The organism is Serratia sp. SSNIH1 (genome assembly GCF_002935055.1).
Classification (GTDB): domain Bacteria; phylum Pseudomonadota; class Gammaproteobacteria; order Enterobacterales; family Enterobacteriaceae; genus Serratia; species Serratia nevei.
On the sequence record NZ_CP026383.1, the window covers coordinates 4,317,850 to 4,331,826 of the forward strand.

At 59.8% G+C, this 13,977-nt stretch carries 13 protein-coding genes and 1 pseudogene; 6 read left to right on the plus strand and 8 right to left on the minus strand.

From position 1 onward, the window contains the following. The first annotated feature begins 136 nt into the window (after positions 1–136). A complete protein-coding gene (gene mmuP, locus C3F38_RS20845) occupies positions 137–1,546 on the plus strand; it encodes an S-methylmethionine permease (RefSeq protein WP_104456925.1) in 1,410 nt (469 codons plus the stop codon). Further along, a complete protein-coding gene (gene mmuM / locus C3F38_RS20850; protein WP_055317650.1) occupies positions 1,536–2,474 on the plus strand; it encodes a homocysteine S-methyltransferase in 939 nt (312 codons plus the stop codon). Before mmuP ends, mmuM begins: the two co-directional genes overlap by 11 nt. 10 nt (positions 2,475–2,484) lie before the next feature. Here the strand turns inward: mmuM and C3F38_RS20855 are convergent, their stop codons facing one another. From C3F38_RS20855 to C3F38_RS20880, 7 genes are all read right to left on the minus strand, one after another. Next, entirely contained in the window at positions 2,485–2,841 is a 357-nt protein-coding gene (locus C3F38_RS20855) for a type II toxin-antitoxin system death-on-curing family toxin (protein WP_033635474.1), read from the minus strand. Next, a complete protein-coding gene (locus C3F38_RS20860; protein WP_226909014.1) occupies positions 2,838–3,149 on the minus strand; it encodes a type II toxin-antitoxin system Phd/YefM family antitoxin in 312 nt (103 codons plus the stop codon). Before C3F38_RS20860 ends, C3F38_RS20855 begins: the two co-directional genes overlap by 4 nt. Before the next feature lie 7 nt (positions 3,150–3,156). After that, complete coding sequence (gene maeB / locus C3F38_RS20865) at positions 3,157–5,436, minus strand: NADP-dependent oxaloacetate-decarboxylating malate dehydrogenase (RefSeq protein WP_038881248.1); 2,280 nt, start codon at positions 5,434–5,436, stop codon at positions 3,157–3,159. Positions 5,437–5,651: 215 nt separating this feature from the next. Continuing rightward, positions 5,652–5,825 carry a hypothetical protein gene (locus C3F38_RS26445; RefSeq protein WP_038881246.1) on the minus strand — a complete coding sequence of 58 codons (174 nt, stop codon included), beginning with the start codon at positions 5,823–5,825 and terminating at the stop codon, positions 5,652–5,654. Then, the gene (locus C3F38_RS20870) at positions 5,806–6,186 is read right to left on the minus strand and encodes a DUF2570 family protein (RefSeq protein ID WP_055317467.1); all 381 of its coding nucleotides are present in this window, start codon (positions 6,184–6,186) and stop codon (positions 5,806–5,808) included. The genes C3F38_RS26445 and C3F38_RS20870 overlap by 20 nt, the downstream gene beginning before the upstream one ends. Next, the gene (locus tag C3F38_RS20875) at positions 6,183–6,584 is read right to left on the minus strand and encodes a M15 family metallopeptidase (protein WP_038881240.1); all 402 of its coding nucleotides are present in this window, start codon (positions 6,582–6,584) and stop codon (positions 6,183–6,185) included. Before C3F38_RS20875 ends, C3F38_RS20870 begins: the two co-directional genes overlap by 4 nt. Next, on the minus strand, positions 6,574–6,900 hold the full coding sequence (locus C3F38_RS20880; protein ID WP_004936551.1) for a phage holin, lambda family: 327 nt from the start codon (positions 6,898–6,900) through the stop codon (positions 6,574–6,576). Before C3F38_RS20880 ends, C3F38_RS20875 begins: the two co-directional genes overlap by 11 nt. Before the next feature lie 293 nt (positions 6,901–7,193). Here C3F38_RS20880 and C3F38_RS20885 point away from each other — a divergent pair. Next, a pseudogene (locus C3F38_RS20885) lies at positions 7,194–8,693 on the plus strand (glycosyl hydrolase family 18 protein). Positions 8,694–8,778: 85 nt separating this feature from the next. Here C3F38_RS20885 and C3F38_RS20890 read toward each other — a convergent pair. Next, positions 8,779–9,720, minus strand: a complete 942-nt coding sequence (locus tag C3F38_RS20890) for a LysR family transcriptional regulator (RefSeq protein WP_038881234.1) — start codon at positions 9,718–9,720, stop codon at positions 8,779–8,781. A gap of 404 nt (positions 9,721–10,124) precedes the next feature. On the opposite strand from C3F38_RS20890, the gene C3F38_RS20895 reads away from it, so the two are divergent. The 3 genes from C3F38_RS20895 to tkt all read left to right on the plus strand — a co-directional run bounded on the left by C3F38_RS20895 (position 10,125) and on the right by tkt (position 13,939). Beyond that, positions 10,125–10,718: a lytic polysaccharide monooxygenase gene (locus C3F38_RS20895; RefSeq protein WP_055317466.1), complete on the plus strand. Its 594-nt coding sequence runs from the start codon at positions 10,125–10,127 to the stop codon at positions 10,716–10,718. A 257-nt stretch (positions 10,719–10,975) separates the two neighbouring features. Further along, on the plus strand, positions 10,976–11,926 hold the full coding sequence (tal, locus tag C3F38_RS20905; protein WP_038881229.1) for a transaldolase: 951 nt from the start codon (positions 10,976–10,978) through the stop codon (positions 11,924–11,926). A gap of 18 nt (positions 11,927–11,944) precedes the next feature. Beyond that, entirely contained in the window at positions 11,945–13,939 is a 1,995-nt protein-coding gene (gene tkt / locus C3F38_RS20910) for a transketolase (RefSeq protein ID WP_104456926.1), read from the plus strand. Positions 13,940–13,977: the final 38 nt, after the last annotated feature.

Genomic DNA, 13,977 nt, shown 5'->3' on the forward strand with positions numbered 1-13,977 from the left:
AATTATCATTTGCATATAGATCCGACTTAACGATTTTTTTACGCGCCGATCGCCGGTTGCGCATTGCGTTGAAAAAGCATTGCGGGTATAACCAATAGCCATTCAGATATTTAGACGTCTATACGGATAGATTATTATGCAACCATCGGCACCCGCCGCAGGACAGTTCAAACGCAGCATGAAGGCCCGGCACCTGGTGATGCTGTCGCTGGGCGGCGTGATCGGCACCGGGCTGTTTTTCAACACCGGCTACATCATCTCCACCACCGGGGCGCTCGGCACACTGCTGGCCTACCTGATCGGCGCGCTGGTGGTGTATCTGGTGATGCTGTGCCTGGGCGAGCTGTCGGTGGCGATGCCGGAAACCGGCGCTTTTCACGTCTATGCTTCGCGCTATCTGGGGCCGGCCACCGGCTATGCCGTCGCCTGGCTGTATTGGCTCACCTGGACGGTGGCGCTCGGCTCCAGCCTGACCGCCGCCGGATTCTGCATGCAGTACTGGTTCCCGCAGTCGCCGGTGTGGCTGTGGTGCCTGATCTTCTGCGCGGCCATTTTCCTGCTTAACGTGGTGACCACCCGCTTTTTCGCCGAAAGCGAATTCTGGTTTTCGCTGATCAAAGTGGTGACCATTCTGGCGTTTATCATTCTGGGCGGCGCCGCCATGTTTGGCCTGCTGCCGATGAAAGACGGCACGCCGGCGCCGTTCCTGCATAACCTGACCGCTTCCGGCTGGCTGCCGCACGGCACGCTGCCGATCCTGATGACCATGGTGGCGGTGAACTTCGCCTTCTCCGGCACGGAATTGATCGGCATCGCCGCCGGTGAAACCGAGAACCCGGAAAAAGTCGTGCCGCTGGCGATCCGCACTACGGTGATCCGCCTGATGCTGTTCTTTATCGGCACGGTCTTCGTGCTGGCGGCGTTGATCCCGATGGATCAGGCGGGGATCGTCAAAAGCCCGTTTGTGCTGGTGTTTGAACGCATCGGCGTGCCTTACGCCGCCGATATCTTCAACTTCGTGATCCTGACCGCCATCCTGTCGGCGGCCAACTCCGGCCTGTACGCCTCGGGGCGCATGCTGTGGTCGCTGGCCCACCAGCGCACCCTGCCGGCCTACTTTGCGCGCGTCAATACACGCGGCATTCCGATCAACGCCCTGACCTTCAGCATGCTCGGCGGCGTGCTGGCGCTGTTGACCAGCGTGATCGCGCCGGACACGGTGTTCGTCGCCCTGTCGGCGATCTCCGGTTTTGCGGTGGTGGCGGTGTGGCTGAGCATCTGCGCGGCCCACTTTGCTTTCCGCCGCGCCTACCTGCGCAGCGGCCAGCCGATAAGCGGCCTGAAATACCGCGCGCCCGGCTACCCGCTGACGCCGATCCTCGGCTTTGCGCTGTGCCTGCTGGCCTGCATCGGGCTGGCGTTCGATCCGGAGCAGCGCATTGCGCCCTACTGCGGGCTGCCGTTCGTCGCCCTGTGTTACCTCACCTATTTCCTGACCCGGCGCGCCGGACAAAAAACCGCTTTGGGAGAACAACATGTCGGTTAACAACCCCGTCGCCCGCCTGCTGGCCGAACACCCCACGCTGATCCTGGACGGCGCGCTGGCCACCGAGCTGGAAGCGCGCGGCTGCGATCTGACCGATCCGCTGTGGTCGGCCAAGGTGCTGATTGAGAATCCCGAGCTTATCTATCAGGTGCATCTCGATTATTTCAACGCAGGCGCCCACTGCGCCATCACCGCCAGCTATCAGGCCACGCCGCAGGGCTTCTTGCGCCGCGGCCTGGATCAGGAGCAATCGCTGGCGCTGATCGCCAAAAGCGTGCAGCTGGCGCAACGCGCGCGCCGGGATTATCTGGCCGCGCACCCGCAGGCCGCGCCGCTGCTGATCGCCGGCTCGGTGGGCCCGTACGGCGCCTATCTGGCCGACGGCTCGGAATACCGCGGCGACTACCGGCTGGCGCAGGATGACATGATCGCCTTCCACCGCCCGCGCCTCGCCGCGCTGGCCGCCGCCGGCGTCGATCTGCTGGCCTGCGAAACACTGCCGTCGTTCGCCGAACTGCAGGCGCTGCTGACGCTGCTGCAGGAGTTCCCGACTCTCGGTGCCTGGTTCGCCTTCACCCTGCGCGACAGCCAACACCTCAGCGACGGCACGCCGCTGACGGAGATCCTGTCCGCGCTGCGCGGCAACCCGCAGGTGTTGGCCATCGGCATCAATTGCATCGCGTTGGACAAGGTTGCCCCGGCGCTGCGCCAACTGGGCGCGCTGGCCGACAAACCGCTGCTGGTTTACCCGAACTCCGGCGAGCACTACGATGCGGTGAGCAAAACCTGGCACGCCTGCGGCGGCGAGCACGGCAGCCTGGCCGATCAGGCGGTGGAGTGGCGCGCGCTCGGCGTACAATTGATCGGCGGCTGTTGCCGCACCACCCCGCAGGATATCCGCGCCATCGCCGCACGCTGCAAGAAATGAGAAAGGGGGGTTATTCGGTTAGCAGGCGTAAGTGTTCAGCGGCTTGTTCAACGTTGAGGCGGCCTTGAGCTGCTTCAACCGTAATTTCGACCAATTCTGCATCTTCCCGCAGTGCAATGCCATTAATACCGAGAAATAGCGCCATGCTTTGGAAGGCCGTACGTTTGTTGCCATCAAGAAAAATGTGACCGTGGCTGATGGCGATGAGATAGAGCGCGGCCAAACGATAAACGTCGGTGACGTTTTCGTAGTGGTAAGCATTGAGCACGCGGTTGGCTACAGCCTCAACTTTGCTGCCTTCCTGGCGGCCGTGAGGCACAATTTCAGCATTGAATTCCGCAATATCCTCTGCGGTCAAAAAGATCATCTATTCGCCAGCGCCTTAATCGTATCCGCGTGTTTAGCCTGAATGCGCGCTTTCACCTTGGCTTTGACCAAAACCTCATAGTCGGCCTTACTGATGATGTAAACCTCATCGTGTCCGCGGCGCGTCACTTCCACCGGCTGTTTTTGCGCTTCCAAAAGCACCTCGGCCAAATTGTTTCTCGCCGCCGTGTAGCTAATCGTAGTCATTTTCTTTACCTGTACATGTACATATTTGATGGTTATTTGTACCACGTCCTCTGGAAATAAAAAAGCCCCCGGCGCCAGCGGCGCAGGGGGCCAGTCACTCAACCCAGGCTCATAGCGGTTCGGTTTGGGCTTCCACCACCGCCAGCGCCACCATGTTGACGATGCGACGCACCGAGGCGATCGGCGTCAGGATGTGCACCGGCTTGGCGACCCCCATCAGCACCGGCCCGACGGTCACCCCTTCCGAGCAGGAGACGCGCAGCAGGTTGTAGCTGATGCGCGCCGCTTCCATGTTCGGCATGATCAGCAGGTTGGCCGAGCCTTTCAGCGGGCTGTCCGGCATCAGATCGTGACGGATGCTTTCCACCAATGCGGCGTCACCGTGCATTTCGCCGTCGATCTCCAGCTCCGGCGCCAGCTCGTTCACCAGCTCCAGCGTTTTGCGCATCTTGCGCGCCGCCGGGCAGTCGGAAGAGCCGAAGCTGGAGTGAGACAGCAGCGCCACCTTCGGCTCGATGCCGAAGCGGCGCACGGTTTCCGCCGCCATCAGGGTGATCTCCGCCAGCTGCTCCGGCGTCGGATCGTCGTTGACGTAGGTGTCGGCGATAAAGGTGTTGCCACTCGGCAGCAGCAGCGCGTTCATCGCGCCGGCGACGTGCGCGCCTTCACGGAAGCCGAACACGTTCTTCACCACGTCGTAATGCTCATGGTAGCTGCCGATGGTGCCGCAGATCATCGCATCCGCTTCGCCGCGGTGCAGCATGATGGCGGCGATCAGCGTCGGGTTGCCGATCACCGCACGACGCGCCTGTTCCTGCGAGACGCCGCGACGCTTCATGATCTGGTAGTACTCGCCCCAGTATTCGTTAAAGCGCGGATCCGACTCGTTGTTCACCACTTCGAAATCCTTGCCCGGCGTCAGCTGCAGACCCAATTTTTTCAGGCGCATCTCGATCACGCTCGGGCGGCCGACCAGGATCGGGAAGGCCAGCCCCTGCGACACCAGCTCCTGCGTGGCGTGCAGCACACGCTCTTCCTCGCCTTCCGCCAGCACCACCCGCTTCACCTCTTTGCGCGCCTGCGAGAAGATCGGCTTCATGAACAGGTTGGTTTTGTAGACGAACTCCGCCAGCTTCTCGACGTAGGCATCGAAGTCTTCGATTGGGCGCGTCGCCACGCCGGACTCCATCGCCGCCTTGGCCACCGCCGGCGCGATCTTGACAATCAGGCGCGGATCGAACGGTTTCGGAATGATGTATTCCGGCCCGAAGGAGAGATCCTGGTCGTCATAGGCGGAAGCCACCACGTCGCTCTGCTCCGCCAGCGCCAGATCGGCGATGGCATGCACGCAGGCCAGCTTCATCTCTTCGTTGATGGTGGTGGCGCCCACGTCCAGCGCGCCGCGGAAAATAAACGGGAAGCACAGGACGTTATTCACCTGGTTCGGGTAGTCGGAGCGGCCGGTGCAGATGATGGCGTCCGGGCGCACCGCTTTGGCCAGCGGCGGTAAAATTTCCGGTTCCGGGTTGGCCAGCGCCATGATCAGAGGATCGCGCGCCATGGTTTTCACCATATCCTGCGTCAGGACGCCCGGGCCGGAGCAGCCGAGGAAGATGTCGGCGTTCGGGATGGCGTCGCCCAGCGTGCGCTGGCCGTTATCCTCGATGGCGTAGGCGGCTTTGGTCTGCTCCATATTGGCGTCGCGGCCTTTATAGATGACGCCCTTGGAGTCGCAAACGGTGATGTTCTGTTGCCGCAGCCCCAGCGCCACCAGCAGGTTCAGGCAGGCGATGGAGGCCGCGCCGGCGCCGGACACCACCAGGCGTACGTCGGAGATATTCTTCTTCACCACGCGCAGGCCGTTGAGCACCGCCGCAGTGGTGATGATCGCCGTGCCGTGCTGGTCATCGTGGAACACCGGGATCTTCATGCGCTCGCGCAGTTTCTGTTCGATGTAGAAACACTCCGGCGCCTTGATGTCTTCCAGGTTGATGCCGCCGAAGGTCGGTTCCAGCGCGGCGATAATGTCGATTAACTTGTCAGGGTTATGCTCATCCACTTCGATATCAAACACATCAATACCGGAAAACTTCTTGAACAAAACGCCCTTGCCTTCCATCACCGGCTTACCGGCCAACGCGCCGATATTGCCCAGACCCAGTACCGCCGTGCCGTTGGAAATCACCGCGACCAGGTTGCCGCGCGCGGTGTATTTGTAGGCTGCCAACGGATCTTCGGCGATCTCGAGGCAAGGCGCGGCGACGCCCGGCGAATAGGCCAACGCCAGATCGCGCTGGGTCGCCAACGGTTTGGTGGGGGAAACCTGGATCTTCCCTGGGACAGGAAACTGATGGAAATCAAGGGCACTCTGTTTGAGCTGTTCGTCCATTATGGATTCCTTTGTTTTTTGCTTTTATGTTGAGGTAAGGCTTTGAGGCTGCGCCCTGCCGTGGGCCGTGGCGCCCAAGTACAATGACAGGGCGCAGCCTTGAAGTATAGTGAGAGAAACATCACAAACTTTGAAGCGGGCCATAACCTTGGCCGAAAGACCGTTTTAAAAGTAAAAAAAAGAAGGTCTGCGGGACGCGCACAGAAACGCCGCCGTCAGCGTGGCGGCAGCGTGGTGCGCCAGGCGTTGAGCGTCTCCACCTGGCCGGCGCAAATGTGTAACGAGGTTTGTAACGCCAGGGTATAGCTTACCGCATCGCCCCAGGTCTCCCCTTGCAGCTGCGGTTGCTCACAGGGCGCGAATACCGACTCAGGGGGCAACAGCGGCACGGCCTGCGGCGCCGGCGGCCGGGCGCAAGAGCTCAAGCACAGCGCCAGGCAGAGGCTGAGCGGCGCAGGGATCGTTTTTAATCGCTTCACGGTATTTCCTCTGATAAGCCTCGTGTTGTTGGCGCAGCTGCCGTTCCTGCCGCTGCTGCGCCGCCATCAGCGCACGGTTTTGCACATCCTGGGTCTGCAGGGTGGCGATCAGCCCGGCCTGCTGCGCCAGGCTTTTCCGCAGCTCTGCCGCCTGTTGCCGCGCGGACGCCAACTGGTGCGACAGCAGCGAGCTGTAGCCGCCGAGGCAGATGGCCGCCAGCAACAGCAGCAGCAACCCGCCCTGCAGCAGTTTTTGCAGCCAGTCGCTCATGCCGGGTAATCCCGGAACGCCAGCTGGAAATGCGGGCCATCCTTGAGGGTTTTCCACTCGCCGCCCCATTCGACGTTAACCCCGCATTCACGCGCCGCACGCCGCACCGCCACCGCAATCTGCGCGTAGTAATCCCACTCCCAGGAAACCACGCCCGCCGGCATCGCCACCACGTCCACCGCGTGGCCGGTCAGGTGGCGGCTGCGCAACGTTTGGCTGCTGCCGGCGCGCACCATTTCCCGCTGGCGCGCCATGCTGCGCAGCCCCTCACTGACGGAGAACGGCACCAGCGAATAACGCAGCGCCAAACGAATAACGCGCACCAGATCCGGGTGTACGCCGCGCAGGTTCTCTTCGCTGCGGGCGGTAAAACGAATATCTTCGATGTCATTTAACATTTTTAAACCCCGTTTTTTTGCCAATGAATTTCTTAATTAAGGCGTTGATGTAATCCGCCCCCATAAAGCCAATCAGCACGCTGGCTAAATTCGCCCACTTTAATTCCAGGCCCATCAGCGCCAGCGCATCGCGCACCGTCCAGGCCAATAACGCGCACATCGCCGCATTCAATAAACGCCGCCGAATACCCACGTTGCGGTAGGCGCCGTGCAATAGCGCCATTACGCCGGCCAAAATGGCGTTTAATACCGGCTGAAGATATTCACATACTCGCTGGACTATTAAGCCAACAGCGTCAGGCTCTATGCTGGACATAGCTCATCTCCTTTTTTATTTTTAATTAAATGCCAATCACGGCCGGTGGGACATCGGATAATCAGAATCTAGTTAAGGATGCTATGACAAAGCAAATGAATAAATACAGACCCTATGGTCGAATTCATTCATGCTGAGCGCTGGCACAACACCTAAACGCCAATGCAGGTGACGGTGAACAAAAATTCATTGTTATCGTGATTTATTTCGACTTTTGTTTTCACCAAAAATAAACATTAATGACTGCGGGAAATAGTTCCCCATCATAAAAACATCCACTCTGGAGAAATATCATGTCCACACGCAAAGCCGTTATTGGGTATTATTTTATTCCAACCAACCAAATCAATAATTACACCGAGTCCGATACGTCCGTCGTGCCGTTCCCGGTTTCCAACATCACGCCGGCCAAAGCCAAACAGCTGACGCACATCAACTTCTCGTTCCTGGATATCAACAGCAATCTGGAATGCGCCTGGGATCCGGCCACCAACGACGCCAAGGCGCGTGATGTGGTCAATCGCCTGACCGCGCTCAAAGCGCACAACCCCAGCCTGCGCATCATGTTCTCCATCGGCGGCTGGTACTACTCCAACGATCTGGGCGTGTCGCACGCCAACTACGTCAACGCGGTGAAAACCCCGGCGTCGCGCACCAAGTTTGCCAAATCCTGCGTGCGCATCATGAAGGATTACGGCTTCGACGGCGTGGACATCGACTGGGAGTACCCGCAGGCCTCAGAAGTGGATGGTTTCATCGCCGCGCTGCAAGAGATCCGCACCCTGCTGAACCAGCAAACCGTCACCGACGGCCGCCAGGCGCTGCCGTACCAGTTGACCATCGCCGGCGCCGGCGGCGCTTTCTTCCTGTCGCGCTATTACAGCAAGCTGGCGCAGATCGTCGCGCCACTCGATTACATCAACCTGATGACCTACGATCTGGCCGGCCCCTGGGAGAAGGTAACCAACCACTAGGCGGCGCTGTTCGGTGACGCGGCCGGGCCGACCTTCTACAACGCGCTGCGCGAAGCCAATCTGGGCTGGAGCTGGGAAGAGCTGACCCGCGCCTTCCCCAGCCCGTTCAGCCTGACGGTCGACGCCGCGGTGCAGCAACACCTGATGATGGAAGGCGTGCCGAGCGCCAAGATCGTGATGGGCGTCCCCTTCTACGGCCGCGCCTTCAAAGGCGTCAGCGGCAGCAACGGCGGCCAGTACAGCAGCCACAGCACGCCGGGCGAAGATCCGTATCCAAGCACCGACTACTGGTTGGTGGGCTGCGAAGAGTGCGTGCGCGACAAAGATCCGCGCATCGCCTCCTATCGCCAGCTGGAGCAGATGCTGCAGGGCAACTACGGCTATCAGCGGTTGTGGAACGACAAGACCAAAACCCCTTACCTGTATCATGCGCAGAACGGGCTGTTCGTCACCTATGACGATGCCGAAAGCTTCAAATACAAAGCGAAGTACATCAAGCAGCAGCAGCTGGGCGGCGTGATGTTCTGGCATCTGGGGCAAGACAACCGCAACGGCGATCTGCTGGCCGCGCTGGATCGCTATTTCAACGCCGCAGACTACGACGACAGCCAGCTGGATATGGGCACCGGCCTGCGCTACACCGGCGTCGGCCCCGGCAACCTGCCGATCATGACCGCGCCGGCCTACGTGCCGGGCACTATTTACGCGCAGGGCGCGCTGGTGTCCTATCAGGGTTACGTCTGGCAGACCAAGTGGGGCTATATCACCTCGGCGCCGGGTTCCGACAGCGCCTGGCTGAAAGTAGGCCGCGTGGCGTAAGCCATAAAAAAACCCCGTAGCCGAACGCTGCGGGGTTTTCATTGAGTTAACCGTTTGATTTTCGCGTCCCTTCGTCTCTATTCCTTCAGTTGTGGCACCAAGGATAGCCGCCATCCCGCACCACTTCCCGGCCCATCAGGCTGTAAACATCGCTTTTGCGCGTCAGCCGCTCATGCCACCAGCTAAACCCGGCGCCCTTGCTGGCCGGATGCCACGCCAGCCAAATCATTTCGTCGCCCTTTTGCATCTCCACCGGCACCGTCACCAGTTCGCCGCTGGCCAATTCCTTTTCGATCAGCGCAGGCGGCAGAAAAGCGTGGCCGATGCCGCGTTTGAGCAGCGCCAGGTTGCTTTCCACGTCGCACACCACCAGCTGACGCTGCAGAGGCAGCGTGCCGTGATTGCGTTTAGGCAGCTCATGGCTGCTGTCGGCGATCACCACCACGATGTCGTTCAAGCGCTGCTTCTTGCACACCGGCTTTCTCTGCGCCGCAAACGGGTGCGAAGGCGACACGCACAGCACGAAGTTGAGCTTGCCGAGCATCAGGGTTTTGGCCTGTACGCTGTCGGGAATTTGGCCGATGGCGATGATCAGGTCCGCCCGGTTGTTCTTCAGCGCATCCCAGGTGCCGTTCAGCGCTTCCCGCTGCACCGAGATATTGGCGTTCGGGCAATGCTGAATATAGTCACGGATATCCTGCGTCAGGGTCTCCAGCGGGAAGAAGGTGTCCACCGCCAGGCGGATATTATTGTCCAGCTTGGGGATGTTTCTTACCCGACTTTCCAGATCCTGCACCGCATTTAATATCCAGCTGCCCTCCTGCAGGAGAAATTCCCCTTCATCCGTCAGGGTAATCATGGGGCCATTGCGATGAAAAAGTTTCACGCAGAGTTTGCTTTCAATATTGGAAACCCGATAAGAGATCGCCGAAGGCGTTTTATGCAGCGCCTCCGCCGCCATAGAGAAAGAGCCGGTGCTCTTGATGGTGCTGATTATTTTAATCGCGTCCAGGGATAATCTAGTCATACAAATTCCTCTTTAAAATAAAATAAGAAAAATGACACTAAATTCCCGAGGTGGTGGCGCACAAAAATCGATCAAATCGAACAAGGGTACTCAAGGCAACAAGCAATATACTTCATAAATGAGAGCGCTATCTTAAATACTATTCATCACTACATGATATAAATTTCATCATAGCGCCGTGCTTTTACACTGTGACAGTTAAATAAATTCAACCTAACGATCAAAGATCGTCATCATAATAATTTTCGTTAATAGCCGTTAAAACATTCCGCTCTGCTGCACAACCAGAATGATAAAAATAAAACAAGCCGACAAGAAGGGTTATTTCTAATTGCGTTATTAGCCTCTCATTTTGTCGGTGAAATACGCTCAACTTACAACATAATTTCAGTCAGGAGTGACTTATGAACAAAACTTCCCGTACCCTGCTTTCTCTGGGCCTGCTGAGCGCGGCCATGTTCGGCGTTTCGCAACAGGCGAATGCTCACGGTTACGTCGAATCGCCGGCCAGCCGTGCCTATCAGTGCAAACTGCAGCTCAACACCCAGTGCGGCAGCGTGCAATATGAACCGCAGAGCGTCGAAGGCCTGAAAGGCTTCCCGCAGGCCGGCCCGGCTGACGGCCATATCGCCAGCGCCGACAAGTCCACCTTCTTCGAACTGGATCAGCAAACGCCGATGCGCTGGAACAAGCTCAACCTGAAAACCGGCCCAAACTCCTTTACCTGGAAGCTGACCGCGCGTCACAGCACCACCAGCTGGCGCTATTTCATCACCAAGCCGAACTGGGACGCTTCCCAGCCGCTGACCCGCGCCTCCTTTGAGCTGACGCCGTTCTGCCAGTTCAACGACGGCGGCGCCATCCCTGCCGCACAGGTGACCCACCAGTGCAATATACCGGCAGACCGCAGCGGTTCGCACGTGATCCTTGCCGTGTGGGATATAGCCGACACCGCCAACGCCTTCTACCAGGCAATCGATGTCAACCTGAGCAAATAATCGGCCAAATGAGGAGATCGTTGAGGGTTCAGCCTGGCGCTGAACCCTTCTTTTTTGCCTCTCACTTTACCGCCCCCTTCACCTCCCCCCGCTGCAAGCCGTGCCCCGCCTGGGTTTATTCGGCATTCATTGTTATTATCCATCGCAACAATCAGAAAAAGCGCATTTTCATTCCCGACCCGATGATGCAGTGTGTTCCCCCTATGATGAAAAAGGTTCTCATTTCCCTACGTTGAGCTTGGTCAAGGAGCTTATTAATGAATCAATTAGACGCACTCAAGCAGCTGACCACGGTGGTCGCCGACAGCGGCGATATCGAATCCATCCGCCAGTTCGAACCCCAGGACGCCACCACCAACCCTTCGCTGATCCTGAAAGCCGCCGCGCTGCCGCAGTATAAAGCGCTGATCGTCGAAGCGCTGGATTACGCCCGTCGTCAGGGCGGCAGCAAGGAAACCCAGCTGATCAACGCCAGCGATAAGCTGGCGGTCAATATCGGCGTCGAGATCCTCAAAAGCGTGCCGGGCCGCATCTCCACCGAAGTGGACGCCCGCCTGTCGTTCGATCGCGGCATGTGCGTCGCCAAAGCGCGCAAGCTGATCGCCATGTATCAAGAACAGGGCATCGACAAATCGCGCATCCTGATCAAACTGGCTTCCACCTGGGAAGGCATCAAAGCCGCCGAAGAGCTGGAAAAAGAAGGCATCAACACCAACCTGACGCTGCTGTTCTCTTTCGCCCAGGCCCGCGCCTGCGCCGAAGCAGGCGTGTATCTGATCTCACCGTTCGTCGGCCGCATCTATGACTGGTACCAGGCCAAACAGCCTGCCGCCGACTACGATGCCGATCAGGATCCGGGCGTGAAGTCGGTGCGTACCATCTATGAATACTACAAGCGTCATCGTTACCAGACGGTGATCATGGGCGCCAGCTTCCGTAAGGTTGAGCAGATTTTGGCGCTGGCCGGCTGCGATCGCCTGACCATCGCACCAAACCTTTTGGAACAGCTGAAAAACAGCGACCGGCCGGTCGAGCGTAAGCTGACCCCGTCTACCGAGGGCTTCCACCAACCTGCCCCGCTGGCCGAAGCGGAGTTCCGCTGGCTGCACAATCAGGACGCCATGGCGGTGGAAAAACTCGCCGAAGGCATTCGCCTGTTCGCCGTCGACCAGCAGAAGCTGGAAGACATGCTGGTCGCTCAACTGTAACCGTACTGGAGTTTCGTTATGTCTTCTCGTAAAGAGCTTGCCAACGCCATCCGCGCACTCAGCATGGACGCCGTACAAAAAGCAAATTCCGGCCACCCGGGTGCCCCTATGGGTATGGCGGACATCGCCGAAGTCCTGTGGCGTGACTACCTCAACCACAACCCGACTAACCCGCACTGGGCTGACCGCGACCGTTTCGTGATCTCCAACGGCCACGGCTCCATGTTGATTTACAGCCTCCTGCACCTCACCGGCTATGACTTGCCGATGCGCGAGCTGGAAAACTTCCGTCAGCTGCACTCCAAGACCCCAGGGCACCCGGAGTACGGCTACACCCCAGGCGTTGAAACCACCACCGGCCCGCTGGGCCAGGGCATCGCCAACGCCGTCGGCTTCGCCATCGCCGAGCGCACCCTGGCGGCGCAGTTCAACCGCCCGGGCCACGACATCGTTGACCACCACACCTACGCCTTCATGGGCGACGGCTGCATGATGGAAGGCATCTCGCACGAAGTCTGTTCTCTGGCCGGTACCCTCAAGCTCGGCAAGCTGACCGCTTTCTACGATGACAACGGCATCTCCATCGACGGCCACGTCGACGGCTGGTTCACCGACGACACCGCCCTGCGTTTCGAAGCCTACGGCTGGCACGTGGTGCGCAACGTTGACGGCCACAACCCGGACGCCATCAAGGCCGCGATTGAAGAAGCGCGCAAGGTGACCGACAAGCCGTCGCTGCTGATGTGCAAGACCGTTATCGGCTTCGGTTCGCCGAACAAGGCCGGCACCCATGACGTGCACGGCGCCGCGCTGGGCGCAGCCGAAGTGGCCGCCACCCGCGAGCGGCTTGGCTGGAAATACGCCGCCTTTGAAATCCCGCAGGACATCTACGCCCAGTGGGACGCCAAGGAAGCCGGTCAGGCCAAAGAAGCGGCCTGGAACGACAAGTTCGCCGCCTACGCCAGGGCCTTCCCGGAGCAGGCTGCCGAGTTCAAGCGCCGCATGAACGGCGAGCTGCCGGCCGACTGGAAAGCCGACGCCAAAGCGTTCGTGGAAAAACTGCAGGCCAACCCGGCCAACATCGCCAGCCGCAAGGCGTCGCAGAACGCGCTGGAAGCGTTCGGCAAGGTGCTGCCGGAGTTCCTGGGCGGCTCTGCCGACCTGGCACCGAGCAACCTGACGATGTGGTCCGGCTCGAAAGCGCTGAACGTTGACCCGGCGGGCAACTACATTCATTACGGCGTGCGCGAGTTCGGCATGACCGCCATCACCAACGGCATCGCGCTGCACGGCGGCTTCCTGCCGTACTCGGCGACCTTCCTGATGTTTGTAGAATACGCCCGCAACGCGGTGCGCATGGCGGCGCTGATGAAGCTGCGCAACGTGTTCGTCTACACCCACGACTCCATCGGTCTGGGCGAAGACGGCCCGACCCACCAGCCGGTGGAGCAGCTGGCGAGCCTGCGCGTGACCCCGAACATGAGCACCTGGCGCCCGTGTGACCAGGTGGAGTCGGCGGTGGCGTGGCAGTACGGCATCGAGCGCAACGACGGCCCGACCACGCTGGTGTTCTCGCGCCAGAATCTGACCCAGCAGCCGCGCAGCGCAGAGCAGCTGGCGAACGTGTACCGCGGCGGCTACGTGCTGAAAGACTGCGCGGGCACGCCGGACGTCATCCTGATTGCCACCGGCTCCGAAGTGGGCATCACGGTGGAAGCGGCGGACAAGCTGACCGCGGCGGGCCGCAAGGTGCGCGTGGTGTCGATGCCGTCGACCGACGCGTTCGACAAGCAGGATGCGGCGTACCGCGAGTCGGTGTTGCCGGCGGCGGTAACGGCGCGCGTGGCGGTGGAAGCGGGTATCGCGGACTACTGGTACAAGTACGTGGGCCTGAACGGCGCCATCGTGGGCATGACCACCTTCGGTGAGTCGGCGCCGGCGGAGCAGCTGTTCGCCGAGTTCGGCTTCACCGTGGACAACGTGGTGGCCAAGGCGCAGGCGCTGCTGAAGTAAGCGGCCTGGCGCAAGCCGATAAAAAAGCCGGTCATCGT